19 protein-coding genes are annotated in these 25,718 nt (G+C 49.2%); 3 read left to right on the plus strand and 16 right to left on the minus strand.

Annotated features, from left to right (window positions below; translation table 11 throughout):
• Nucleotides 1-220: 220 nt before the first annotated feature.
• Nucleotides 221-616 carry a hypothetical protein gene (locus MKX80_RS19935; RefSeq protein ID WP_216929875.1) on the plus strand — a complete coding sequence of 132 codons (396 nt, stop codon included), beginning with the start codon at nt 221-223 and terminating at the stop codon, nt 614-616.
• 424 nt (nt 617-1,040) lie between these two features.
• Here MKX80_RS19935 and MKX80_RS19940 read toward each other — a convergent pair whose 3' ends face one another.
• The 3 genes from MKX80_RS19940 to MKX80_RS19950 all read right to left on the minus strand — a co-directional run bounded on the left by MKX80_RS19940 (nt 1,041) and on the right by MKX80_RS19950 (nt 3,243).
• Entirely contained in the window at nt 1,041-1,613 is a 573-nt protein-coding gene (locus MKX80_RS19940) for an ATP-dependent Clp protease proteolytic subunit (protein WP_003185937.1), read from the minus strand.
• 13 nt (nt 1,614-1,626) lie between these two features.
• Nucleotides 1,627-2,232 carry a sigma-70 family RNA polymerase sigma factor gene (locus MKX80_RS19945; protein ID WP_268342580.1) on the minus strand — a complete coding sequence of 202 codons (606 nt, stop codon included), beginning with the start codon at nt 2,230-2,232 and terminating at the stop codon, nt 1,627-1,629.
• A 135-nt stretch (nt 2,233-2,367) separates the two neighbouring features.
• Nucleotides 2,368-3,243 (minus strand): M23 family metallopeptidase, encoded by an 876-nt coding sequence (locus tag MKX80_RS19950; protein WP_154996076.1) that lies wholly within the window; start codon nt 3,241-3,243, stop codon nt 2,368-2,370.
• A gap of 193 nt (nt 3,244-3,436) precedes the next feature.
• Between MKX80_RS19950 and MKX80_RS19955 the strand changes: the two genes are divergently transcribed.
• Nucleotides 3,437-3,934 (plus strand): GNAT family N-acetyltransferase, encoded by a 498-nt coding sequence (locus MKX80_RS19955; protein ID WP_268298697.1) that lies wholly within the window; start codon nt 3,437-3,439, stop codon nt 3,932-3,934.
• Nucleotides 3,935-3,984: 50 nt separating this feature from the next.
• Here MKX80_RS19955 and MKX80_RS19960 read toward each other — a convergent pair whose 3' ends face one another.
• Nucleotides 3,985-4,428 carry a YwnF family protein gene (locus MKX80_RS19960; protein ID WP_268342579.1) on the minus strand — a complete coding sequence of 148 codons (444 nt, stop codon included), beginning with the start codon at nt 4,426-4,428 and terminating at the stop codon, nt 3,985-3,987.
• Nucleotides 4,429-4,676: 248 nt separating this feature from the next.
• Between MKX80_RS19960 and cls the strand changes: the two genes are divergently transcribed.
• Entirely contained in the window at nt 4,677-6,125 is a 1,449-nt protein-coding gene (gene cls, locus MKX80_RS19965; RefSeq protein WP_182071105.1) for a cardiolipin synthase, read from the plus strand.
• A 53-nt stretch (nt 6,126-6,178) separates the two neighbouring features.
• Here the strand turns inward: cls and MKX80_RS19970 are convergent, their stop codons facing one another.
• The 12 genes from MKX80_RS19970 to MKX80_RS20025 all read right to left on the minus strand — a co-directional run bounded on the left by MKX80_RS19970 (nt 6,179) and on the right by MKX80_RS20025 (nt 25,387).
• Nucleotides 6,179-7,612: an MDR family MFS transporter gene (locus tag MKX80_RS19970; protein WP_268342578.1), complete on the minus strand. Its 1,434-nt coding sequence runs from the start codon at nt 7,610-7,612 to the stop codon at nt 6,179-6,181.
• A complete protein-coding gene (locus MKX80_RS19975; protein WP_154998286.1) occupies nt 7,609-7,833 on the minus strand; it encodes an MbtH family protein in 225 nt (74 codons plus the stop codon). The genes MKX80_RS19970 and MKX80_RS19975 overlap by 4 nt, the downstream gene beginning before the upstream one ends.
• Before the next feature lie 12 nt (nt 7,834-7,845).
• Nucleotides 7,846-15,003, minus strand: a complete 7,158-nt coding sequence (locus MKX80_RS19980) for a non-ribosomal peptide synthetase (RefSeq protein WP_268342577.1) — start codon at nt 15,001-15,003, stop codon at nt 7,846-7,848.
• Between the two features lie 14 nt (nt 15,004-15,017).
• Nucleotides 15,018-15,944: an isochorismatase family protein gene (locus MKX80_RS19985; protein WP_268323880.1), complete on the minus strand. Its 927-nt coding sequence runs from the start codon at nt 15,942-15,944 to the stop codon at nt 15,018-15,020.
• A 25-nt stretch (nt 15,945-15,969) separates the two neighbouring features.
• On the minus strand, nt 15,970-17,592 hold the full coding sequence (locus MKX80_RS19990; RefSeq protein ID WP_268342576.1) for a (2,3-dihydroxybenzoyl)adenylate synthase: 1,623 nt from the start codon (nt 17,590-17,592) through the stop codon (nt 15,970-15,972).
• 14 nt (nt 17,593-17,606) lie between these two features.
• A complete protein-coding gene (gene dhbC, locus MKX80_RS19995; protein WP_268293710.1) occupies nt 17,607-18,797 on the minus strand; it encodes an isochorismate synthase DhbC in 1,191 nt (396 codons plus the stop codon).
• 24 nt (nt 18,798-18,821) lie between these two features.
• Nucleotides 18,822-19,601 (minus strand): 2,3-dihydro-2,3-dihydroxybenzoate dehydrogenase, encoded by a 780-nt coding sequence (locus MKX80_RS20000; RefSeq protein WP_268342575.1) that lies wholly within the window; start codon nt 19,599-19,601, stop codon nt 18,822-18,824.
• Nucleotides 19,602-19,821: 220 nt separating this feature from the next.
• Nucleotides 19,822-20,670 carry an alpha/beta hydrolase gene (locus tag MKX80_RS20005; RefSeq protein ID WP_182069933.1) on the minus strand — a complete coding sequence of 283 codons (849 nt, stop codon included), beginning with the start codon at nt 20,668-20,670 and terminating at the stop codon, nt 19,822-19,824.
• A gap of 39 nt (nt 20,671-20,709) precedes the next feature.
• The gene (locus MKX80_RS20010) at nt 20,710-21,729 is read right to left on the minus strand and encodes an iron ABC transporter permease (RefSeq protein WP_154999350.1); all 1,020 of its coding nucleotides are present in this window, start codon (nt 21,727-21,729) and stop codon (nt 20,710-20,712) included.
• Nucleotides 21,722-22,726 carry an iron ABC transporter permease gene (locus MKX80_RS20015; protein WP_182069932.1) on the minus strand — a complete coding sequence of 335 codons (1,005 nt, stop codon included), beginning with the start codon at nt 22,724-22,726 and terminating at the stop codon, nt 21,722-21,724. Before MKX80_RS20015 ends, MKX80_RS20010 begins: the two co-directional genes overlap by 8 nt.
• Nucleotides 22,727-22,743: 17 nt before the next feature.
• Complete coding sequence (locus MKX80_RS20020) at nt 22,744-23,700, minus strand: iron-hydroxamate ABC transporter substrate-binding protein (protein WP_154999352.1); 957 nt, start codon at nt 23,698-23,700, stop codon at nt 22,744-22,746.
• Between the two features lie 91 nt (nt 23,701-23,791).
• Nucleotides 23,792-25,387 carry an AraC family transcriptional regulator gene (locus MKX80_RS20025; protein WP_268342574.1) on the minus strand — a complete coding sequence of 532 codons (1,596 nt, stop codon included), beginning with the start codon at nt 25,385-25,387 and terminating at the stop codon, nt 23,792-23,794.
• Between the last annotated feature and the right edge of the window lie 331 nt (nt 25,388-25,718).

Consider the following 25,718-nt stretch of genomic DNA (forward strand, 5'->3'; position numbering starts at 1 on the left):
TCGAAGCTCCCGGCTGGAGTTAAGCCGGGAGCTTTTTAAGCATATGAAATTTTATTTTTCTCCATCCAAAAGCAACAGTTTCCTCATATAAAATAATATAACCCTAGCAAATATAAGTCTATTGTTAATGTATAATTTCCCCTTATACTGTTGATTTTTCTAAAAACATCTATTAATATAGGAAATAGTTTCTAATTAAATAAAGAAAGGAAGTCTAAAATTGAAAAAAATTGTAATGACTTTGTTTACAACTACTCTCTTAGTGTTTGTATTTTTCGCCGGAAGTTCAGAAGCTTTTGCAATGACTTCAAAAGGAGCTATTAACTTTCAGACAGATGCTAATACATATTCAAAACGTGCTACTTCAATTGTTGTGACAGGTACTATGCCCAAGAAATATTCTAAGCTAAATAACGGTGTTACAGTTTTTCTTGTAAACAAAAAAGGCGAAACAGTCAAATCTATAGCTAGCGATCGTGGTAATATACGCAGCTTTAGAGTAAGCTTTTCAACGAGAAATATTCCAGCAGGCAAATATGACGTGCACGTAGCAACGACTTGGGGAACCCGCACTTTAGTAGGAGAGCTAAAACACTATATAACAGTACAACATTAAATTAAATTCAATTTTATTTAAAATGAAGTTTAATCATTGGACCGCTCAAAAATCTGCATTTTTGATTAAACCTAAAAATGGAGGATGCATAGTAAAAGCTTTGACTTTTTACTATGCATCTCTTTTACTTTTCAGCTTTCTAGCTTTGGCTAATCCGTATTCAAATACTAATCTTCTAAGACTTAATCAATCATGAAACTTAATTGTTTTTAAAGTTGGATTAATCCAATAATGATCATGAAATCTCTCTATTGTTTAATAATGAACGTCTACACAAAACCATAACTAAGGAAGTTCATTCAAATTATTAAGGAGAAAAATATGAACGATATTTGTTAATATACAATTCAATAAACCCCCTTACAACTAATAATATGAACAATCCAAATATATTATTGTTTCTAAGTCTGTGGTTCAATATAGTTTACAAAACAGCATCAATAACACCGTATGCCTTCGCTTCGTCCGCATCCATAAAGTAATCGCGTTCCATGTCGGCTTTTAGTTTTTCAATGGGCTGGCCCGTTCGTTCGTGAAAGAAGCGCTCGATTTTTTCCCTCAGTTTGATGATCCGCTTCGCTGAAATCTCCATGTCTGTCGCCTGTCCTTTGACGCCGCCGAGCGGCTGATGGATCATGATTTCGCTGTTTTTGAGCGCATACCGTTTGCCTTTTGCTCCGCCGGCGAGGAGAATCGCTCCCATAGAAGCTGCCATTCCGACGCAGATCGTGCGGACATCCGGCTTCACATAATCCATCGTATCCAAAATCGCATATCCCGCGGAAGTTGATCCGCCTGGGCTGTTGATATAGATCGAAATGTCTTTTTCATTGTCCTCCGCTGACAAAAACAGCAATTGGGCGGTGACCCGATTGGCGAGGTCATCGTTGAATTCAGAGCCGATCATAATGATCCGGTCTTTTAAAAGTCTGGAAAAAATATCGTACGATCTTTCACCGGCAGCCGTTTTCTCAATGACGTAAGGAATGGTGTTCATAGCCTTTTTCCTCCTAGGCAGCACACCTCATCATGCTGATGCAGGACGGCTGTGAAGCGCCGAAAAGCCATGTCTGTTTGGCAAATTCGAGCAGAGCATCGGGGTTGTGATACAATATCGCCCGAACAAGCAGGTCAATGTGTTCGTCATCCCCGTCCGCTGCTTCCCTTTGCAGATCATCCGGTGAAAGCCTTTTTAATCGCTGACGCGATCTGAATAAAAGCGATTTGACGGATGATTCGGGCTTACCGAGCGACTCGGCGATTTCGTGCAGCTGAAAGGAAAACACATCTTTGAGCAGAAAAATCGTTAATTGCTTCGGTGTTAAAATACCGGAAAGCTGTTTCAGCAGGTGCTCGAAGTCATCGGCCGCCTTCATGCGCTCTGCCCGCCCGTCTTCCAGATTGTCTTCAGACAGAAAGATTTCGCGCTTTCTTTTTCTGAGCAGGTCAATCCATTTATGCTTTGCCACCGTCTTTTGATAAGCATGTGAGGCGTCTGTTCGATTGATTTCCATTAACTTCAGGATTGTATCCTGAACTAAATCCTCAGCATCCCATTTATCGCCTGTCATTCTCATGCAATACTTCATCAGCGCTTGCTGTTCTAGCTCATTCATGAATGCATTCACACTCCTTAAAAGAGGCCTCTTACTTAATAAACGGCTGGCTCCGCCGATTTGATACGGGTTTTTTATGATTGTAACAAAAAAGGCGCCTATCGTATTTGATAGGCGCCCTGAGGGAAGCGTGCCTTATGACTGGCTTGAATCGTCAGTCTGGGTTCCGTCTTGATTTTCTGACCCTTCAGACGAATCTTCCCGTTTGGTTTTGTCATCTTTTCCATCTGTTTGATCTTTCGCTTTGTCTTCTGTTTTTGACTTTTCTTCAACAGAAGGCTGAGCAGGTTCTTTCATTTCAGCCGCTTGTTCCTCCACTGCTTTTTCAATGCTGGAGACCGGCTTGTCCATGAAGTTCAGCGGGTTTAGCGCAACACCGTCTTTGCGGATTTCAAAATGCACATGGTTTCCGCCTTCTTCATTGTAAAGGTTTTTGCCTGCTTTTCCGATGACTTGATTTTGTTCAATCTTGTCACCTTGTTTGACGCTTACTTCAGAAAGAGACTGATACACAGTTGATAAACCATTTTCATGTTCAACTTCAACAACGTAGCCCAGTACAGGGTCTTTTGCAGCTTTGATGACCGTACCGCTGAGAGATGCGGAAACATCGAATGTTTTTCCGTCTTTCTCAGCCAAGTCGATACCTTTGCTCATGCTGTACGTGTTATTATAGTTTACAAGTGCTGCTTCTTTCTCTTCTTTAGTTGCGTCAGTTTCAAAGAACTTTTTAACGACAGAAACATTTTCAGAATCAGCAACCGGCATTGCGACATTTTCGACTGGTTTGCCTACTTCTACCGCGTCATCCCGGTTATCATAGGCTGATTTCTTACCATCGTCAGCAAGCTGATCTTTTACATCGTTGTTAGAAGCCGATTGATACCAAAGAACGGCGGTTAATACAACGACGGCACTTGTCAAATAGATGGCCGGAAATACCCAGCGTTTACGAAAAAACTGTTGCAGCTTTGTGATTTTGGAAGTACGATTCTTTTCTTCCTCTTTCATTACTCATCACCTCAGCAACATTCTGAACACTTTTCAGAAAATATATACATTTACAAAAAACTTTTTTTCAAATTAGTCTGCACCGGCTGCTTCGTTTTTATGTGAAAACCGCCCTAAAACCTGAAAATTGACCGCTATGCATGATAACCGAAAAAACGCCGAAGATATAACATATGAAGAAAGGATAGAGAGAATGAAACTACGGATCGCCAATCGGGAAGACCTTCCCGCAGTAGTCGATATTTACAACTCCACCATTGCGTCACGAATTGTTACGGCAGATACAGAACCCGTCACACCTGAAGAAAGGCTGAACTGGTTTTTGAACCATACCGAGGCAAGGCCTCTTTATATTGTGGAAAATGAAAAACGGGATATCGTCGGCTGGATCAGCTTCGAATCATTTTACGGAAGGCCCGCCTACGCCAAAACTGCCGAAGTCAGCATTTATCTTCATGAAGACCACCGCGGCAAAGGAGCAGGTTCAGCGGTGCTTGAAAAAGCGCTTGAAGCTGCTCCAAAGCTTGGAATCCGTTCTTTAATGGCGTTTATTTTCGCCCACAATGAACCGAGCATGAAGCTTTTCAAAAGATACGGCTTTACCGAGTGGGGACACTTTCCCGGAATCGCCGAGATGGACGGAATTCGGTACGATTTAAAAATATTAGGAAAAGAATTGAATGAAGCCTGATCATCATGGCACGAAAAAAAAGAGCTGTCATGCAGCTCTTTTTTCCATAATCATTCAGCCAGCCTGCGCCTTCTGATCTCTTCTTCATTTAAAAATTCCAAAAAGCTTCTCATCACAGTAAACGGCTCTTCTTTGACCGCCCGAACGTAGCGGCTTTTCCGTTCATCGGAAAGCACTTCGCTTGTTTGCATCCGTTCCAATATATATTTCATCACCGATTGCTGAACATTTCTTTTTTGGTAAGACGACTCTCTGAACAGCGCCATACCGAAAGCTGCACCTGCGGCAGCGCAGCCGATTTTTATCATTGAATCGGTTCCATAAGAAGCCTGGCCCCAAAAAGAGGAAAGATAAACCAATGAAGCAAGAAGCAGCGGAATCGCGATAAAAAGAAAAATCAGCCTTTTCTTTAAGAACGGCGCCGCCACGCGCTTGAGGTTATCCATTTCTTCTTTCATAAAGGCCGGCATTTGATGGAAACGTTCCCTATCCATTATCAATCCCTCCCGTTTTGGTTAAAGAGGCGTTGTTCCGCTAATTAAATCACGCTTTTTATATGTATATCGTAACTTAGATCCAACATGTTTTACAGTTTTTTGCCTTCCTCCCTTTTTCTTAGAAACTTTCCGGCTGCCGCCCCGTATAACATGAGATAGTTGCTTGAAAGGGGAGTAACTGTTATAAATGGAATGTATAAAAACAAATCCGTCTTGTGAGGTTCAATATGGATATTATTAAAAATATCAGCATCACATCGATATTTCTCGGCTTTATATTAGTTTTAAACACGCTATTGGCAATCGTTGTGATCTTTAGGGAACGCCGGGATGCAAGCTCCTCCTGGGCCTGGCTCTTGGTACTCTTCTTTATTCCAGTTCTCGGTTTTATCCTTTATTTGCTCTTCGGCCACAATTTGAGCAGGAATCACCTTTTTCAATGGGAAGACCGAAAGAGGATCGGGATGGAAAAAATATTGGAACAGCAGCTGACCAAGCTGAAAAACCGCGAGTTTGAATTTCGCAATAAAGCGACGGCGGACAGCAAAGACTTGATTTATATGCACATTCTGAATAACCACGCCGTTTTTACGGAAGACAATGCGGTCGAGCTGTTAACGGACGGACGCCAGAAATTCGACAGACTGCTTCGCGACATTGAAAACGCCAAAGACCATATTCATCTTCAATATTATATTTATAAAGGCGATGAGATTGGCAAAAAGCTGCGGGACGCGTTGATCAAAAAAGCTAAAGAAGGCGTTGAAGTCCGCGTTTTGTATGATGAATTGGGCTCAAGAAGCCTCAGGAAAAGCTTTTTCAAAGAGCTGAAAAAGGCGGGAGGATTTGTCGAAGTCTTTTTCCCGTCGCGCTTTAAGTTTATCAATTTGCGCATGAATTACCGCAACCACCGCAAACTCGTCATTATCGACGGCGTCATCGGCTATGTCGGAGGATTTAATGTCGGGGACGAATACCTCGGTCTGAATCCGGCCTTTGGCTATTGGCGGGACACGCACCTGAGAATCAAAGGAACGGCGGTCCATTCGATTCAAACGCGTTTTATCCTGGATTGGAATCAGGCCTCGCACCATCACGACATTACATATATGCCAAACCACTTTCCTGACATCGATTCCCACGGAAACATCGGCATGCAAATCGTCACCAGCGGCCCCGATTCAGAATGGGAGCAGATTAAAAACGGCTATATTAAAATGATATCAACGGCAAAGCGGTCCATTCTTATACAGACGCCTTATTTTATTCCGGACGCAAGCCTGCTCGATGCCCTCAGGATCGCTTGTCTATCCGGCGTTGACGTCAGGATCATGATTCCTAACAAACCCGACCATCCGTTTGTGTACTGGGCAACCTATTCTTACATCGGCGAACTTTTAAAAGCCGGCGCCTCCGTATTTATTTACGATAACGGGTTTATCCATGCGAAAACGATCGTTGTAGATGAAGAAATTTCATCGGTCGGCACGGCAAATATTGATATGCGAAGCTTCAAGCTCAATTTTGAAGTCAATGCTTTTTTATATGATGAGGAAATTGCGAGAAGCCTTGTCCTATCATTTGAAAAAGATTTGCAAGTGTCAAGGGAGCTGACCTTTGAGGAATATTTAAACAGAAGCAAATCGATCCGCTTCAAAGAAGCCATTTCGATCCTGCTGTCGCCGATTTTATAGCGTACAATTCATGCTGTTAAAAAAATCCTCCCGGAAACGGGAGGATTTTTGCTTTACTTACCGGAAGCTGCCACACCTTTGGATGCTGCAGCATGCCTGTCCATTTGGCGGCCTGTGTCAGTGTCTTTGAGCTTGAGTGCGATGAAAAATGCTGCTATGAGGAAGCCGGCTGCACTGAGCAAAGCGGTTCGGTAGGCTGATAAATCAGGCTCTATGCCTGCGCCGGGCTGACTGAGCACGGCAAGGACGCACGACATGACGGCAACTCCAAAAGCAGATCCGAGCCGGTTTTGTACATTAAACAGCGTCGTGGCCCGGCCCATTGAGGATGATGAAATGTTGGCAAAACAAACAACCTGCGCCGCACCAACCGCATGCCCCAGGAAGAAGCCCGCCAAAAACAGCAGCAGCCTGAGAAGCCAGAGATTTGACCCGTATCCAGTCAGGCTCAGCAGCCCAAACAGCACAGCAGGACCTAACAGCGCAACGGAAATAACCCGCCGCGGCCCGAGCTTTGCCAACGACCTCGGCATCAGCTGGGATGCCAGCATCAAGCCTAATGCTTCGGGAAACGTGATCAGGGCAGTATCGGTCGCAGAGTAGCCGAGTGCTTCCTGACACAACAGCGGAAATATATAGAGCATGCCAAGCAGTCCGCCTGCTGTCAAAAGCGAAATGACGCTCATCATTCCAAAAACCCGGTCCTTCAATAAGCGCAGCTCAATCAACGGATGCTCAGCCTTCAGCTCGACAAAAACGAGAATGACGAGGAGAATCATTCCCCCGGCTCCTGAAGCAAGCACATCCGGAGAGCTGAAGCCGCGCACAGGCCCCTGGCTGAGTGCAAAAACTGCCAAGGCCATTCCCGGCGCCGCCAAAAGGAATCCAAGCCAATCAAATCTGCCCGCTTCCGGCTCTAAATGTTCATGAAGATACAACAGGCCAAACAGCAGAATGATCATCCCGATCGGAATATTAATGTAAAAAATCCAGCGCCATGACAGCTGATCTGTCAGAAACCCGCTGATGATCGGCCCAACCGCAGGCGCGACAGCAATCGGAAGAACGAGAACTCTCGAGATTTTGGCCCGTTCATGCGGAGGAAACGTCCTGAACAAGATCGCCATTCCCACCGGTGTAATCAACCCCCCGCCGGCTCCCTGGATCACGCGAAATACGTTTAATGCCGCCAGATTGTCAGCGATTCCGCATAATGCGGATGCAGCCGTAAATATCGAAAGTGCGGCTAGGAAAACACGCTTTGTCCCAAAGCGGTCCCCAAGCCAGCCGGCTGCGGGAAGACAGACCGCCAAGCTGACTAAGTATCCGATGTTAACTGTGCCTGCAGCAGACGGTAATGTTTGAAATTCGTTCATGATGGCAGGCAATGCCATGTTGATGACACTCGCATCCATTGCAGCCATAAACATGGCCGTTACATATACAATGCTGACTACCGTCCTTTGATTGAACGGCCTTCTATTCATTGCTGACCGCCGTGTACTTCTGCAGCCTGTTTTAAGCTGTTCGGCGAGAGATCGGTCCAATTCGAGCTGATATAGTCCATACAGGCGCTGCGGCTCGTTTTCCCGCAGACAATCTCCCATCCTGCCGGAATATGAATGAAGGCGGGCCAGAGTGAATACTGGCCTTCCTCATTCATTAACACAACATATGTGCCGTGTTCATTTTCAAAAGGATTTGTCATCGTTATCTCTCCCTACTTATCCGTATCTTTTTTCAAGTCGTCCAACTTTTCCGCAACCTGACGTCCGATTTGTGCCAGCGGCTCCGGCTGGCACAAATCTTTATGCCGGCAATCCATATCATGAATATCAATGTTTCCGTTCAGATAAGGAAGCCATGACTCCGGATCGATCGGATCAAACCATTCCGGTATCACGGTTGATTTGAAAAACAGGATATCGCCATGAAAGACGCGGGGCTTATATTCGCTTAAAATCCGGACGGAATTCACATACGTCTCCTTTAAATTCAAGATCGCAGCCTCATCCAGGCTGGCAAGCGCACTGCCGTCGCGGCGCAGAATATCGATCGCACTGGAAAGGTTCAGCGGTTCCCCGTCAAGGCTGTCCGGATCGTATCCTCCCAATGCCAAGAGGGCAATCAATGCTTCCTGCTCATCAGGCGCATCTTTAATTGGAAGGAAGTGATTCGGGTAAGCATCAAGCATGACAAGAAGCGATATGTCTTCCCCTTGTTCCTGCAGCTGAGTTGCGATCGCATGCACAACATTCCCTCCGAGCGACCAGCCGAGAAGACGATAAGGGCCTGTTGGCTGAATCGTACGAATGTGCCGGATATAATCAGCTGCCATGTCGTCGAGCGTATCAGGAAGCGCTTCCTGCCTTGCGATCCCGCGGGCTTGAAGGCCATATATCGGGTATTCCTTGCCGAGTGCCGTCATTAAACCTGCATAACACCAGCTGAGTCCCCCGGCCGGGTGCACACAGAACAGGGGATCTTGACTGCCTCCGGTTCTCAGCGGAAGCAGTACATCCAGCGCACTTTGCCTGCCGCCGGATTCAAGCCGTTCAGCAAGTCCGCTGACAGTAGGCGCTTCAAGCAGGTCGCCGATGCCAAGTTCGACTCCGAGCGCTTCACGAATGCGGCTCATCAGCTGTACCGCGAGCAGAGAATGCCCGCCGAGTTCGAAGAATCCGTCATCAATACCAACTCGCGGCACATTGAGGATTTCTGAAAAAAGATCGCACAAGATTTCTTCCTGCGGTGTTCTTGGCCCCCGCCCTTTAACAGCCGCGGCAAAATCAGGCTCAGGCAGCGCTTTTCGATCCAGCTTGCCATTTGGAGTCAATGGCAGTTCTGCAATTTTCACAAATGCGGAAGGCACCATGTACTCCGGCAGAGTGCCTGCGGCAAACCGGCGCAGCTCAGCCGGATCGGTTTCTTCTTCAGACGCCGGGACAACGTAAGCGATCAGGCGTTTGTCCCCGGGCTGGTCTTCCCTTACAACTACAGCAGCTTGATTCACTCTGTGATGGCGGACAAGCACTGCTTCTATCTCGCCGAGTTCGATTCTGAAACCGCGAATCTTGATCTGCTGGTCGGCCCGCCCCATATAATCAAGAGAGCCGTCTTGGCGCCTGCGGGCAAGATCACCGGTACGGTACATCCGGGTTCCCGGCGGACCAAACGGATCAGCGACAAAGCGGTCTGCCGTCAAATCGGGTCTGCCCAAGTAACCTCGTGCGAGACCGCCCCCGGATACATACATCTCTCCGGTGACGCCCGCGGGCACCGGTTCAAGGTATTCATCAAGCACATATACACCTAAATCGTGAATCCCTTGACCGATCAGGCTGTTCGCTTGAAGTGCTGCAGTCTGCTGATCGAGGGAAATATAGCTGACATGTACCGTCGTTTCTGTAATTCCGTACATATTAATCAGCCGCGGGAAATGATCCGGATGGCGTTCATACCAATCTTCAAGCCTCTTCAACTCGAGCGCTTCCCCTCCAAAAATAATAAAGCGCAAAGAAAGGAGCTTTCCAGTCTCAGCATTGTCCCGATCAGCCTGCATCAATTGATAAAACGCGGAAGGGGTTTGATTGAGCACAGTTACTCCCTCGCGAACAAGAAGATTGAGAAATTCGGCCGGCGAGCGGCTAATTGTATGAGGCACCACGACAAGCCGGCCCCCATTGAGCAACGCTCCCCAAATTTCCCATACCGAAAAGTCAAATGCGTAAGAGTGAAACATCGTCCAAACGTCGTCAGAACCGAAATGGAACCATTGGTCAGTCGCTCCGAACAGCCGCACGACATTTTGATGCGGAACGACCACCCCTTTCGGCTTTCCGGTCGAACCGGATGTGTAAATGACATACGCCGGATGAAGAGGCAGCAAAGGCGCGGTGCGGTCGGCATCACTCGGATTCCCAGCAGCACATCCTTTCAGCTCCTCTTGTATACAAGGATCATCAAGTACAATCCGTTCAACAGATCCGGGAACAGAAAGGTTTGATTCAACCGCTGAACTCGTTACAATGCAGGCAGGATGTGCATCATTCAACATAAACGCTATCCTTTCTGCCGGGTAGTCCGGATCTAGAGGCACATATGCCGCGCCAGCTTTCAGCACTGCAAGCAATCCGACAACCATATCCAAAGATCTTGGCAGCGCCAGGGCAGTAAATTGTTCGGGACCGACCCCTTTGGCGATCAGGAAATGAGCAAGCCGGTTGGCGCGTTTATTGAGCTCTCCGTATGTGAGCGCGTCATTTTCACAAATAACCGCAACGGCTTCCGGGTCTTTTGCCGCCTGTTTTTCAAACAAAACGGGCAAAGATGAACAAGGTACGTTGTTGGACGATTTGCTCCAATCAGCCAGCATGTTTTCACGTTCGGCTGGAAGGAGAATATCGAGTCTTCCGATCGGCTGATCAGGGTCGTCTGCTGCTGAATCGAGCAGCGTGACAAGGCGTTCCGCCAATGTTTGAACCGTATTTCGTTCAAATAAATCTGTGCTGTATTCCAGAAATCCACCGATACCTGCAGGTGTTCCGTCCGCTTTTCGATGTTCGCGAAGCTCAATCGTCAAATCAAATTTGGCTGCGCCGACGCTGCGAATTTCAATGTCTGACTTGAGGCCGGAAAGGTGAAGCTCAGGTTCAGGCGTATTTTGAAAGGCGAGCATGATTTGGAACAGCGGGTGTCTCGCTCTAGACCTGCGAGGATTGAGCACTTCAACAAGGCGCTCGAACGGAAGATCCTGATGCTCATATGCTGCAAGGTTTACTTTTCTAACCCTGTTCAGAAGCTCCCGAAAACTTGGATTACCCGATGTATCCGTTCGAAGCACAAGCGTATTAACGAACAATCCGACAATTCCGCCTAATGCATCATCGTTTCTTCCCGCTATCGGACTGCCGAGCGGAATGTCATGACCTGCTCCGAGCCGTGTCAGCAGTGCGGCAAGGGCCGACTGCAATATCATGAACATGCTGACTCCGGTGCTGCGGGACAAACCGAGCAGACGGCCGTGCAGCTGTTCGTCAATGCTGAGATCAATCGTGCCGCCTCTGTAGCTTGATTCCGACGGACGCGGGTGATCAGTCGGGAGCTCCAGCTGATCAGGCAGATGTTCCAATGCCTTTGACCAATACTCGAGCTGCTTGGCAATCAGACTGTCCGGATTGTTCTCACTGCCAAGCAGATGTTCCTGCCATACGGCATAGTCGGCATATTGTATAGAAAGCGGCTCCCAAACAGGTGCCTCACCATGCAAACGCGCATTGTAGGCGGTTTCCAAATCACGGGTCAGCGGCATTAAAGACCAGCCGTCGCCAACCATATGGTGCAAAAGCAGAAGAAGAACAAATTTGTCCGGTTCGAGTACGAATAGCTGGGCGCGAAACGGAGGTTCCTTTTCTAAATGGAAACGGTGCCGGACGGCCTCAGCCAGGACTTTTTCCAACTCATGTTCGCTGACATGGGATACAGCGAGTTCGGGACGCGCTTGATCCGCTTCCAATATCAGCTGGTGTGTTGTCCCTTGCTGATCCGGGAAAATTGTTCGAAGCGGCTCATGTCTTGCTGCCACATCACCCAGAGCGGCTGCTAGCGCCTCTTGGTCCAAACCTCCGGTTAAATGAACGACAACCGGAATATTATAGGTCGGGCTCGGTCCTTCCAAACAGTGCAAAAACCATAGGCGCCGCTGGGCGAAGGACAGCGGAATCTCCTGCCGGCGCTCTCTTTTACGCAATGCCGGACGGGCGCTCTGCGCCTGATCAAGCTGTTTGGCAAGTCCGGCGGCTGTGGGTTCATCGAATAAACGGCCGATCCCGAGTTCGACGCCGAGCGTTTCCCGAATACGACCGACGAGCCTGCCTGCCAGAAGCGAATGTCCGCCGAGATCAAAAAAGCTGTCATCAATACTGACTCGCGGCACCCTCAGCACCTCAGCGAATAAATCACACAATATTTCCTCTTGCGGAGTCCTTGGCTCGCGTCCGCCTGTATGCATACTCAACGCCGGAGCCGGCAGGGATTTGCGGTCAAGCTTTCCGTTCGGCGTAAGCGGCAGTTCATCAAGTATGACAAATGCAGACGGAATCATATAGTCGGGCAGTGTCTCACCAACGTAGCGGCGAAGCTCGGCAGGATCAAGGCTTTCTCCCGAAGCGGGAACGGCATACGCAAATATACGCGGGTCACCGGGCTGGTCTTCACGAACGATAGCAGCAGCTTGTTTAACAACCGGATGATTTGCAAGCACCGCTTCTATTTCTCCCATTTCAATGCGGAATCCGCGAATTTTGACCTGATGGTCCGCACGGCCGATATAATCAAGCGACCCGTCTTCGCGCCAGCGTACGAGGTCGCCTGTCCGGTACATCCGCGATCCAGGCGGCCCGTATGGATTCGCAATAAAGCGTTCAGCCGTGAGAGCATGGCGGTTCAAGTAGCCGCGCGCTACCCCTGTTCCTGCCACATAAAGTTCTCCGGCCGTTCCCGGAGGCACGGGCTGCAATCCGGCGTCTAGAACATACAGCTGCGTATTCCAAATCGCACGGCCGATCCCCGGAGGTTCCGTGCAGTTGCCTTCCAGCGCGGCGGCTGTAGACCAAATCGTTGTTTCCGTCGGTCCATAAAGGTTCGTTAATGTGCATCCGAGCTGCTGCAATTGCCGGGCCAGGCTCGCTTGCAAAGCTTCACCGCCGACAAGCGCACGAAGACCTTTGAGCTTTTCCGGGGCGCTTGAGGCCAAAGCATGCCAGAGGGTCGGTGTAGCCTGCATCATTGTGATTCCGTATGTTTCAATCATTTTGGCCAGTGCGGACGGATCTTGTACCGTTTCCTTCTCGGCAAGAACGACTGCTGACCCGCTGATCAGCGGCAAATAAATTTCGAGTGCTGAGATGTCGAATGCAATTGTAGTGACGGCCAGCAGCCGGTCATCTTGATTAAGCAGGAACATATCCTGCATTGACAGCAAAAAATTGAATAAGCTTTCAGCTTGTACAACCACGCCTTTAGGCCTGCCGGTTGATCCCGACGTATAAATCATATATGCCGGCTGAGCACCGGAAGTCTGTCTGCCGGGATTTTCTTCAGAACAGCCGGAGATTTTCTCCATAACAGTTTGTTCATCGAGGATTAACTTCGGCATTTGGGAACTGATCGTGTCTTGTGCTTCCTTGCTGGTGATGACAAGCAACGGCTGTGCATCGTTGAGCATATACTCGATCCTGTCAGCTGGATAATCGGGGTCTATAGGTAAATAAGCCGCTCCGATCTTGAGAACGGCGAGCATGCTGATAACCATTTCCGCTGAGCGCGGCAACGCCAAAGCAACGAATGTCTCGGGTTTCGCCCCCTGATTGGTCAGCAGATGAGCCAGTTGATTTGTCCTTTTATTTAATTCGGAATAGGTGAGAACCTCATCATTGCAAACAACTGCCGGAGATTCAGGGCACTCCTTCGCCATCCTTTCAAATCGTTGCGGAAGACTCTCATTGGGAAGAACGTGTTCTGTTAGATTCCATTCGATCAATATTTGAGCGCGTTCTTCCGGGAGAAGAATGTCCAACGTCCCCACCGGCTGAGTTTGTTCGCAATCGGCAATCGTTTTCAGAAGAGTAAGAAAACGATGAGCGTGATGTTCAAGTTCATCCGCATGATAAACAGCAGGGTTTGCATCCATGTTTACTTTTAATCCGCCTCCGTCCGGGCGGCCGTAAATGTTGATTGACAGATCGTCCACAGGTCCTGTGGCAAGATTATGCACGATGCCTTGACAGCCGGCAAAATTCAAGCGGTTCTCAAAAGGCATCAAATTAAGCTGCGGACCGAACAGCCGCTGGTTTTCGCCAAGCAGCTTGAGATCCCGGCGCAGTTCTTCGTGGCGGTAATGCTGATGGCGCCGCAGCTTCATCATCTCCGCTGAGATTTGCTTGACTAGCTCTCCTACGCTCATTTCCGGCTGCATGCCAATCCGAAGCGGAAGGAGATTCATGATCATTCCCGGAATATGGAGAGCGGCTGACCCGAGGCGGCACATCATCGGCATCCCGAGAACGACGTCATTTGCCCCAGTCAGGCGATGAACATAAATTGCGGCTGCTGCCATCACGGTTTCGTGCCAAGTTGCCCCCATTCTGCTTGCGGCAGACAGAAGACGATCAGCATGCTCACTTGGCAGGTATTCAGACCTGCGAAGAAAACTTGAAGAGGTGCGCGGCGCCCTTTCGGCAAGACTGACCACCTCCGGTTCATCGCTGAAACGCTCTAGCCAAAATCGCCGATCCTCCTGATACTGTTCTGATGCACGGTAAGCCGTTTCCTCCGCGAAAATCAAATCGAGGGAGCCCAAGGCTCCACTCTGGTCAATCGATTTGTTCTGCATCAATGCGGTATATATTTTTGACAGCCGCTCGGCGATCAATGTAAAGCTGAACCCGTCTGTTGCGATATGGTGAGTTCGCTGATACCAGAAGTAATGATCTTGCGCAGCTTTGAAAAGCGCTTCTGTAAAAAGCGGGCCGCAAGTCAGATCAACCGGACAGGAAAGATCATCCTTCATCCAGCTTTTAGCCGCCTGTTCCGGATCGGTTTCTGAGCTGACATCAATGTAATGAAGCGGAAAATCTGCCGACGGAACGATCACTTGCCACGGTCCGTCTTGATCTTCTCCAAATCTGGCATGCAGTGATTCAGCTTCTTTAATGACATGGCGCAGCGCTTTCTCGAAAAGCTCTTGATCAAGCGGGCCTTTAATTTCAACGTATTCAGCTGTATTGTAGATCGGATTTTCCGGATCAAGCTGCTGAGCAAACCAAATGCCGGCTTGCGCTCCTGATAATGGCTTTCGGTTATGTTGACATTCAGGCATTAAGGTGACCTCCTTCATTGATAGTCTGCATTTGGCAAGGGTGCTTCTTTAGAAGAGGACAACAGTCTCCACCAGTTTTCAATCGAAGGGTCCTCCGCAAGCTCCACAAATGATACCTCCCGCCCGGCTCGGCGCCAGCGCTCTGCGAGGCTCATGATTCTCACGGAATCAAGTCCCCTGTAAATCAAATTTTCGCTGTCGCTTATCTTTTCCGGCGATTCAAGAAGAAGCGATGCAACCTGTTCGCGAATGATCTGTTTTGTCAGTGCGTGAGAGCTTTCTTTTGCGTGTTCATCGCTTCCGTCATCTTTCAGTTGGCTCAGAAGCTGTTCCGCAGTGATTGTGACGCTGCAGCGGTCAGCTGCGTATGTGATGGCCATTTCATGATGCTTTAATGAGAAATCTGCCACCGCATCGCCGACAAAAAACGTTTCAATATCTTGCATAAACGCATCACATGCCGTCATCAGGCAACCGATATGGGCATAGATCCCGGTGATGATGAGCTGATCCCGACCTTGTTCCTTTAGCACACCTAAAAGGTTGGTTTTTCTGAAAGCATTGTACCTCCACTTTGTCAGAACGATGTCGTCTTCATTCGGTTTCAACTCATCCACGATCTTCTGCTCATCGGGATCAGGACCGATTCCGGGTCCCCAAAAGTCTTGGAGAAGCCCCCTTTCTTCCGGTGTCTGGGCGCCTGGTTGAGCCGTGAAAATAACCGGTATGCCAAGCTCGGCACATCGCTTCCGAAGCTTCTTGATATTAGCAAGCAGATCTGTTACCGGAGACTCGCCGTAACGGTAAGCGTTGAGAAAATATTGCTGCATGTCATGGATGAGAAGGGCAGCACGCTTCGGATGAAGAGTCCATGACACCTTGTTTTTCGGCATATTTGATGCTTCTGGCATTTGGTACGGTAAGATGGCAGGAATGGCCATCAAATCACATCCTCTCATTTTTTTATCATCTGACATTCTCAGCTGCAGACATTTTTTCAGCAATCGCTGTACGCAGTTCTTTTTTGCTGACTTTTCCTACGCCTGTCTGCGGGAATGCTTCAACCATTTCCACCCGGTCGGGTATTTTGTAGGCTGCAAGGCCCCTTTCTCTCAAAAACGATTGCAATTCAGCCTGAGTCGGTGCAGCGTCGCGAGGGATAATATATGCACACGATCTTTCGCCGAGAAATTGATCCGGCATTGAGACAACCGCTGCATCGAGTACGGCCGGATGTGCGAGCAGGTGGTTTTCCACTTCTTCCGCGGCAACCTTCTCCCCGCCTCTGTTAATCTGGTCTTTAGCTCGTCCTTCAACAATCAAATAGCCTGATGAGTTGACTTTGACCAAGTCTCCCGTACGGTAAAATCCGTCTTCAGTGAACGCTTTCGCATTATGCTCCTCAGCCTTGTAATAGCCGCGGATTGTATAAGGACCTCTAGTCAGCAGCTCCCCGGTCTGTCCGGGTCCAAGTTCGCGTCCTTCTTCATCCATAATTTTAATCTCGTCAAACGGAGACATCGGTCTGCCTTGGGTGTGAACGATCGTGTCTTCAGGATCATCAAGTCTGGTATAGTTGACCAGACCTTCTGCCATGCCATAAACCTGCTGCAGTTTGCAGCCAAACACCGATGTGACGCGTCTGGCAGCTTCGGCACTGAATTTCGCTCCGCCGACTTGAAGGACCTGGAGGCTTGACAAGTCGTCCCGGCGTGACGGAGCAGCGTCAAGCCAGATTAGCGCCAGCGGCGGTACGAGTCCCGTGATCGTTACCCTCTCCTTATCGATCAGAGGGAAGGTTTCATCCGGGCTGCCTCCTGACGCAAGGACAACTCGGCCTCCCGCATACAGCGTACCGAGCACTCCCGGCGAACTGAGCGGATAATTGTGAGCGATCGGGAGAGCGGCAAGATACACGCTGTTGTGATCGAGCCTGCAAATCTCAGCGCTGACCCTCAAGCTGTATATATAATCATCATGTGTCCTCGGGATCAGCTTGGACAGACCTGTGCTTCCCCCTGACAACTGAAGAAAGGCGACATCTTCTGAATGGACGTTTTGTGGAGGTGCCGGCTGATCATAAAGGCCCGCCAGCGCTTCAAACTCCTCCGGTTCGCCGGCGACAATGACATGACGAAGCCCTCGCAGCTTTCCCTTTACCTGCCTTGCCAGCTTGCGGTAGTCAAACCTTGCGTGACGATCGGGAATAATGTAGGCAGCAGCTTCAGAAAACTCGCAAAAATACGTGATCTCGCTATGCCGGTGCGATGGAAGCGCAAAGACAGGCAGAGCTCCGATCCGGAAGAGCGCAAAGCAAACTTCAAAAAACTCGATGATATTCGGCAGCTGGACAACGACGCGATCATTTTTTTTGATCCCAAGCTTTAAAAGACCGCCAGCCAAAGAGTCAGCTCTCTCGTCTAATTCACGATAGCTTAAATGGGTATCTCCGTATGTAAGGGCAATGCGGCTGCCGTATTTTTCAGCCCGCTCCCTCAGCATTCCTCCAAATGTTTCACCTCGCCAGCATCCCTCCTTCCGATATTTATCCGCAAACTCCTTCGGCCATGTCGGGCATCCTTTCAACATCTTTTATCCCTCCGTTATTCACTGTTCATTCCCATTGCAAGAAGCATTGTCCGAAGCTTTGCAGACGTTTCGGCAAGTTCGTCTTCAGGCTTCGACCCGGCGACAATTCCGGCTCCTGCGTACAGCCGCAACGCGTGTTCCTCCGCCTCAGCACACCGAATCGTTACGACCCATTCTCCGTCACCTTCCGCGTCGCACCAGCCGACCATACCTGTGAAAAACCCGCGGTCAAACGGCTCAATCTGTTTAATCGCTTCTTTCGCCGCATTCGTTGGCGTGCCGCAGACAGCGGGCGTCGGGTGAAGGGCAGAGGCGAGCTCCAATGATGATACAGAAAGGTCTGTAAGCTCTCCCTTCAATTCCGTTGAAAGATGCCACATCGTCGGCGTGCTGATGAGAGACGGTTCCGGCACCTCCAGCTTTCGGCAAAACGGCCTGAGCGCGGAAGCAACCGCTTCGACAACGACCGCATGTTCGTGACGGTCTTTAGGAGAAGCAAGCAGTTCAGCCGCCCGTCTTCGATCTTCTTCGGGATCATCGCTCCGAGGTCTTGAGCCTGCTAAAGGATTTGCCGTAACGCGGAACCCGGACCGCGATACAAGCAGCTCGGGACTTGCGCCTATCAAAGTGGTACGAGGTGCTTCAGATGTCTGCCCGGTTAAGTCAACGGCGAAGGTGTACCCGCTTGTATTGCGGCGGGCAAGATTTCGCAGCAATTGACCGATATCGACTTTGATCGGCGAGGTCAGCAGCAATGACCGGGAAAGGACGATCTTGCTGTATTCTCCTGCTGCTATACCTGCCAATCCTTGTCTGACCCCGGTCATATACGCTTCCGGGCTTGGAATCTGCTCGATATCATAAGGGTACAGGGCAGGTTCAGGCTCCTCTTTACCATCTTCTTCACATGTCAGCGGCCCTGCATGCCACGCTTCGACCGGCACGGTTAACTGCGCCGGCTTTGCATCATCAAACGGCACAGCTCCGACCACAATCGGGTTTTTCTGCCCGTTCTCCCTGGCTTTTTTCAGAACTTCCTCTGCCCGCTGCGCAAGGCTTTGCTCTTCCGTTTGAGAAACAGAAGCCAAGACACCTTCCGCCAGAATGGTCCGCTCAGGGGAAGAGAAAAAGAATGAAGCACCGGCCTGATATTGCTTTAACAGCTGATCTGCAAGCGCTTCTGACACGACATGACGTTCTATCATCATTAAAACCTCCTTTAGATTGAATCAGGCTCCAAGCGTTGCTCCGCCATCGACGCGCAAATCGTGCATCGTAATGTGACGAGCCCCGTCAGACAGCAAAAATACTACAGCATCTGCAATATCAGCCGGCGAAGCCAATTTTCCGAGCGGGATTCCCGTTTTGAATGTTTCAAGCGATCCTTCAATGACGCCTTGCGCAGCTTCCTCACCCTGCCATAGCGACCGCTGCATCGGCGTATCCGTTGATCCGGGCGATACGATATTGCAGCGGATGTTGTACTCGGCAAGTTCAAGGCCGAGACATTTCGTAAACATTAAAGCAGCAGCCTTGGAGGCCGCGTAGGCGGCCATATGCATCCGCGGCACAGCGGCCGCATTTGATCCGACAGTCACGATCGCTCCAGTCCTGCGCGGAATCATCCGGCGGGCGACGGCACGCGATACGTTAAAAACCCCGGTGGAGTTGACGCAGAACGTCTTCTCCCAATCTTCATCACTCAATGAATGGATCAGACCTGTTCTGAGAACGCCGGCTACATTGACAAGCATGTCTATCGGACCGATCTCGCGTTCAACATGGGCGATAAGCTGCTCGACGGCGGCACTGTCGCCCACATCCGCGGCAAAACCGGAACCCTGCAGGTCTTTTTGTTCAAGTTCGGCTTCAAGTTCAAGCAGCCCTTTTCGATTTTGATCAGCTGTTGCAACAAACACCCCGCGTTCAGCAAGCGACAGGGCCACTTCTTTGCCGATTCCTTGCGAAGCCCCAGTCACCAAAGCAACCTTGCCTTTCACTCTTATCATTTCCTTTCTAAAAAGCGGCAGCGCCCGAGTCTCAAAAAGTCTCTGCCGGCTAAAATTCTAATTGATAATGATAATCATTATCGTTTAAAAATATAATATACCAATAAATGCAAACGGTCAAATCGTTTTCGATTGTTTATCCGTATCAATGCTCATGGTATATTATCTGTTATCCATTCTTATCTTTTTTAAAGCTCGGGGCGCCGGAAGCGCCCCGCTGTCAATCAGGCTTGAAGACAAACTGGAGCGCTCTGCTGATTAACACAGGCAGAACCGATATATGACCTTCCCCTTTAAATTCATGGTATTCCGCGCGAACCCCCTGGTTTTCCAAGGAGGCCAAGCGGTCGGCCAGCCTTTTTGCATTGTCGTTCATCCCGCTTTTATGCGTCTTTTCAAGCTCTCCGGCCCCAAGCAATACCTTTACATCGCCATCCGCTTCTTGCAATTTCGATATAAAGTCATGCTCTTCATCAAAAAATGACGGATGCCAATGGATGGACGGGCTGCCGGCGATATATGTTTGAAATAGGGCCGGTTTTGTAAACAGGGTCTGCAGAACAAAAAGTCCGCCAAGGGAATGACCGAAAATCGCCTGCCTTTTCATATCAATCTGGAATTCATGTTCGATCTCCGGCTTTAACTGCTGTTCGATGAAGGACAGAAAAGCTTTCGCCCCGCCCGGCTCAGGCCAGTCTGCTCCATCGGGTCTCCTGGGCAGCTCAGCGCCCGAATCCGGCAGAGTAAAATCGTAATACCGCCCCCGGTCAAAGGGAGCGTCGGTTTCATAGCCGATGCCGACGATAACGGCCGGCACGACGCCGGTTTTATCGGGACGGCGCGACTGCATCCGCAATGCCTCCACCATCGTTCCAAACACGGAATTGGCGTCAAGCAGATAAATCACGGGATATCCTGCGGGCGGCTTTTCCCCAAATGGTTTCGCAATAAAAATCCGGTATGTGCGGCTCCCATCCGGAGAACGCATGCACCGCTGTTCTGTCCCCGGTATCGCCACCGGAATACATTCAGCAGCATTGACAGACTGCTGAAGTTTTTCTTGAGCCATGTCATTCTCCCTTCCCCTCTTTGTAGAGCTAAAAACAGTCTAATGAACCGTCTTTTTTTGTTTAAACAGTAAAAATAAGAAGTACGGCACACCGAAAATGGCAAGAATGATACCCGCCGGCACCTCGGACGGCTGGAACAGCAGCTTTCCGGCAAAATCGGCGCACAATACGAGAAACATCCCGATCAATCCGCTTAACAGCAATGAGTGGCGGTGCAGGACGCCGGCGAGCCTCCGCGAAATGTGCGGAGCAATCAGGCCGACAAATGCCATGCTCCCCGAGATAGCCACACAGGCGCTGATGATGCCGACACAAGCCGTTAGCAGCACTACTTTTTCAACATTCGCGGATACGCCGAGACTCTTCACCGTATCTTCATGAAAGCGAATGGTATCGAGCAGGCCGGACTTTGTCAGCAGGAATGGAATGAGAAGCAGCAGCCACGGCAGTGCCGCTTGAATATACGTCCAATTCGCCGACCAGATGCTTCCGTTTTTCCAAACCATGGCCATTTCGTGGTCATTCGGATTCATCTTCAATGACAGGTACAGCGAAACAGCGCTGAAACCCGAATTAATCGCGATTCCAACGAGAATAATCCTGCCCGAATCCAAGTTGCCGCCGTGCCAGGCAAAGATAAAAATGAATATTGCCGCCAAAATGCCCCCGATCAAGCCGAAGAATGGCATCCCCATTGCAGCGAGCAGGCTTGTCGTTTCGGTCTGGCCTTGAAAGATCAGCATGTAGCCGACGATCGCCGCCCCCGCACCTGCATTAATCCCCAGGATTCCCGGGTCAGCCAGTCCGTTCCTTGTCATCGCCTGGATGACGGAACCGGCAATGCCGAGCCCAAGACCCACGAGTGCTGCCGTCACAATCCTTGGAAGACGCAGCTCAAACAGGAGAATGGCGTATTGCTCATTCGGGTTGATGTGAAGCAATGTTGATAACAGCTCAGCCGGATGTACGGCAAACGATCCTACTGTTATGCTGAGATAACAGATTGTGAGAATCAGCACAATAAAAACAGCATAGATGACTGCAACCTTTTTAGGCACGCTGCTCCCCTCCTTTTCTTTTGATCAAATAAAGGAAGAAAGGAACGCCGATCACCGAAGTAACGACTTCAATCGGTGTCTCAAACGGATAGTTGATCAGCCGGCTGAGAAGATCGGCCAGCGTCAAAAAAACGCCGCCGAGAACGCAGGAGCACGGGATCAGCCGGCTGTAATCCGATCCGACGAGAAAACGCGTAATGTGCGGCACGACCAGTCCGACAAAAGCAATTTTTCCCGCCATAGCGACGGAACAGCCTGTCAGAACAACGACCGCTGCCATCGCTGTCCATTTGACGGCCTGCTTTTTCTGGCCGAGGCTTTCGGAAATGTCGTCCCCCAATGATAAAGCTGTCACTTTTTTGCTGAGAGAGAGCGCCAGAATGATGCCGATCACAAAAAACGGCACGGCATACTTCAGCAGCTCGGGATTCAATTGATGCAGCCTCGCGCTGTACCAGAAGCTGACGTCCTGGGAAATTTGAAAGTAAATCGATATCGCCGCAGACAGACTGCTGAGCAGCATGCTTGTTACCGTCCCGATTATGGCAAGTTGAACCGGCATAAAACCGTTTGGAATCACCGAGGCGAGACCGAAGACAAGGCCGGCGCCGACGGCTGATCCGATAAACGAATAGCCCATCATCTCCAGAGAGGATGAACCCGGAATCACCACCATCAACAGCGTGATCACAAACGCTGACCCGTCGGAAACGCCCATAATCGACGGGGAAGCCAAGTAATTTCGGGTGACACCCTGCATAAGCGCACCGGACACCGCCAGCGCCGCTCCGATTAAAAGAGCGCCGGCAGCGCGCGGAAGGCGGGAATGCCAAATGATTTGATGATCTGTGTTGCCCGGATCAAAATGCAGCAGCGCCGAAAAAATCACCTCGGGCTCAAGCTGTTTTGCACCGTAACATACCGATAGAAAAACAGACAGCAGTATGGCAAACGGAGCGGCGATCATAATGACGCGGGTCATTTGCTTTGAATGCATAGCTCAAGGAACCTTTTCTATTTGTTCTGCGCTAATTTCTCAGCTGCAGCCTTTAAAAATTCAACCTTGCTCCATGCCGTGCCGCCCTGCGCAAGCGGGTCTACAGCATTGACAAATACACGGTCATTTTTCACTGCAGAAATGCTTTTCCAAATTGGATTTTTCTCTAGATCTTTCAGCGCATTCGGATTGTCGGCATTCTCATCGTCTGAGAATTGGACAAACATATAGTCCGGATTCATTTCGCTCAGTTTTTCTAAAGAAACTAACTCCTGGGCTTTTGCCGCCTTGACTTCTTTTGGAGCTGTGAAGCCGAGCTCACCGTATAATGTGGAATTGAAGAATACGTCTTCCGGATAGATAAAGACATTGCCTTTTCTGATTCTGACTACGAGCGCTTTTGTATCTTTTGCCGTTTTCTCAAGCTTTGTTTTAGCTTCCTTAAGGTCTGCTTCATAATCCGAAATAATCTGCTTCGCTTTATCTTCTTTGCCTGTCAGTTCAGCCAGCAGCTTTAAATTGTCTTTCCAGTTTGAAGAAACGTGGGAAACAGGAATCGTCGTCGCGATGTTATCGAGTTTTTTCACCACTTTATCGGGAAATTTCGTTGAAGCCAGGATGACATCCGGTTTCAGCTCAAGGATTTTCTCCAGGTTCGGCTCCATTTTTTCGCCGACAGCGGTTGCTTTGTCAGTAATGCTCTTAAACAGGTCCGGGAACTTTCCTGAGAAGGAAATGGCACCGGCTGGGTGAACATCCAGAAGCTTGGCATCTTCCATCGATTCCACGCTTCCCGTAATGACGATTTGTTCGGCCGGGATCTTCACCTTGTATGTATGATCGAGGTACTCGATGCTCTTCTCAGCTGACGCTGTGCTCTTGCCATCGCCGCCCGCCTTTTCTTTGCTGTTCCCGCATCCCGCTGCGCTAAACGCGAGAAGGAGAATAAATAATAAGATTGATATTTTTCTCATCTGACTGAGACCCCCTGATTTAATTGATAACTATTATCAATTAAAATTATAGGTAAGCCTCTCCGATAACACCATGGATAATATCCGGCAATTAAAATGGATTTTTTCCGGACAAGAGCCGAACCGCCTGGCGAATGATTCGTTCATGGCTGCATGCGGAGTATTCCCGCCAAGGATCCGAATTCACCTGATACACCCGGTGATGCCGCACCGCTTTCAAATCCTGCCATGCAGCCGACTGCTGCAGCTCCCGGTAGAATGCCAGCGTCTCGGGCTCTTTAAAAACGAAAATCATGATGATATCCGGCTGATATGCCGCGATCGTTTCGATCGACACGGACCGGTCAGTCGGTTCTTTCAGCGATACAGCCGATTCAAAGCCAAGGTCACCGAAAAATACATCTTGAACAGAGCGGTTATGCGCCAGATAAATCTCGTGTTTATGCAGGCGCAAAAACAAAAAGCTTCGGCGTCCGCAGATCGGATAAAGCGTTTCTTTCGCGGTCTCGGTGAGACGCTGGTAAGACAGCAGCCATTTCTGAGCCTCCGCTTCTTCATCCAAATGGGATGCGGTCAGCATAAAATGCCTTCTCCATTGTTCCTGTGAAGGCAAAAAGAAAACATCGGCGATCGACTCGAGTTGTTCCCGTTCCTCGTGAGACACGCTGTCCATGCTGATAATGAGCTCAGGGGCAGCCGATGACAATGTCCGCAGGTTTTCTTCCCACGGCTCGTGAAAGCGGTAAGCGCTCAGATGGATCGGAATATCTGCCGCGTAATGCTTATAGTAATACGATGTCCACTTCGGATGCAGGGAAGCGGCGTAAGGAATGAGGTGAAGCGGTATAAGCTGTCCGATCGTATTCTGGCCGTAGGCCGCCAGTTTCCTGCGCCTTTTTTTCATATAAACGGTCGGGGATAAACCAGTATGCTTCTTAAATGTCCTGCTGAAATAAAATTCATCCTGATACCCGATTTGGCTTGAGATTTCCCTCAGCTTGTAGCTTGCTTTCGCCATCAGCTGCTTCGCTTTCGTCATCCTCGTCTCAGTGATAAACTCTGTCACGCTTCGACCGTACAGCTTTTTGAACGTTTCGCTGTAATGCTTCGCGCTGATTCCGGCCATTTGCGCGAGTTGATCAAGCGTCAGGTGTGCATCTGAATGCTCTTCAATATACTCCTTTGTTTTTCCTATGGCTGATGCGGTGTTTTCGGGATGAGTCAGTTTAGCCGAATAGATATCGTACAAAAGCTGCTGCAGGTCTGCTTGGCATTTCAGCTCCTGGAGCGCTGAAGAAGCCGGCCATAAGGCGGAAAGTTCCTGAAGGCGGGAAGCCAGATTTCCGACAGAATGGACATTCATCATCTGAAGTTCGGAAAAAGCGTCAGGGTCGGTGTCTGCTTCAAGCGTCAGGCGGCGGTCGTCATAGCTATAGGGCTGCAGCCTGATGAGATACCCGCTGATTTCAGCTGTTGAAGCTGTGATTCCGAATGTTTCATAAGGCGGAACAATATACAGCGTTTCTTTTTGGAGCGGCCTGCCTGATGCCTGTATATCGATTCTCCCTTCACCCTTCAAGTGAAAGATCAAAACGAAAGAGTCTGCCAGCTGCTGTTCATCCGGAAGATCGCCGGGCTTTCTTATATGATCGATTTGTAAGAGACGATAGAAATAAGAAGATTTCATAGAAAAACCGCCTTTCTTAACACCAGTAATATCACAAAAATAAAAATGCCCCTAAAACAATATGGTAAATTGGTTGCGGGGTTCTGGTCCGGCACAAAATACCAGTTTGCAAGGTGCATTTCACATCACTTATTGCTGATATGATTCTTACGATTTACTATAACACAGTCGCTTTTATTGTGGAATAATGTTGTCAGAGCGGCCATCTGCCCAATGTACACTTTAAAATATAATAAAAAATCAATACTTATCATTTCAATATCTTTTTGCCTAGTGTATAACTATAGAGAAATTACTATATTTACAGGGAAGGCGTGAATTCTTATTTTGG

The sequence above is a fragment of the Bacillus sp. FSL K6-0972 genome, assembly GCF_037976035.1.
GTDB lineage: Bacteria > Bacillota > Bacilli > Bacillales > Bacillaceae > Bacillus > Bacillus haynesii.

Bases quoted from the DNA above. Each gene is read 5' to 3' on its own strand.
- MKX80_RS19940 (WP_003185937.1), bottom strand. From the start codon at position 1,613: ATGAACACCATTCCTTACGTCATTGAGAAAACGGCTGCCGGTGAAAGA.
- MKX80_RS19945 (WP_268342580.1), bottom strand. From the start codon at position 2,232: ATGAATGAGCTAGAACAGCAAGCGCTGATGAAGTATTGCATGAGAATG.
- MKX80_RS19950 (WP_154996076.1), bottom strand. From the start codon at position 3,243: ATGAAAGAGGAAGAAAAGAATCGTACTTCCAAAATCACAAAGCTGCAA.
- MKX80_RS19955 (WP_268298697.1), top strand. From the start codon at position 3,437: ATGAAACTACGGATCGCCAATCGGGAAGACCTTCCCGCAGTAGTCGAT.
- MKX80_RS19960 (WP_268342579.1), bottom strand. From the start codon at position 4,428: ATGGATAGGGAACGTTTCCATCAAATGCCGGCCTTTATGAAAGAAGAA.
- MKX80_RS19970 (WP_268342578.1), bottom strand. From the start codon at position 7,612: ATGAATAGAAGGCCGTTCAATCAAAGGACGGTAGTCAGCATTGTATAT.
- MKX80_RS19975 (WP_154998286.1), bottom strand. From the start codon at position 7,833: ATGACAAATCCTTTTGAAAATGAACACGGCACATATGTTGTGTTAATG.
- MKX80_RS19980 (WP_268342577.1), bottom strand. From the start codon at position 15,003: ATGCCTGAATGTCAACATAACCGAAAGCCATTATCAGGAGCGCAAGCC.
- MKX80_RS19985 (WP_268323880.1), bottom strand. From the start codon at position 15,944: ATGGCCATTCCTGCCATCTTACCGTACCAAATGCCAGAAGCATCAAAT.
- MKX80_RS19990 (WP_268342576.1), bottom strand. From the start codon at position 17,592: ATGTTGAAAGGATGCCCGACATGGCCGAAGGAGTTTGCGGATAAATAT.
- dhbC (WP_268293710.1), bottom strand. From the start codon at position 18,797: ATGATAGAACGTCATGTCGTGTCAGAAGCGCTTGCAGATCAGCTGTTA.
- MKX80_RS20000 (WP_268342575.1), bottom strand. From the start codon at position 19,601: ATGATAAGAGTGAAAGGCAAGGTTGCTTTGGTGACTGGGGCTTCGCAA.
- MKX80_RS20005 (WP_182069933.1), bottom strand. From the start codon at position 20,670: ATGGCTCAAGAAAAACTTCAGCAGTCTGTCAATGCTGCTGAATGTATT.
- MKX80_RS20015 (WP_182069932.1), bottom strand. From the start codon at position 22,726: ATGCATTCAAAGCAAATGACCCGCGTCATTATGATCGCCGCTCCGTTT.
- MKX80_RS20020 (WP_154999352.1), bottom strand. From the start codon at position 23,700: ATGAGAAAAATATCAATCTTATTATTTATTCTCCTTCTCGCGTTTAGC.
- MKX80_RS20025 (WP_268342574.1), bottom strand. From the start codon at position 25,387: ATGAAATCTTCTTATTTCTATCGTCTCTTACAAATCGATCATATAAGA.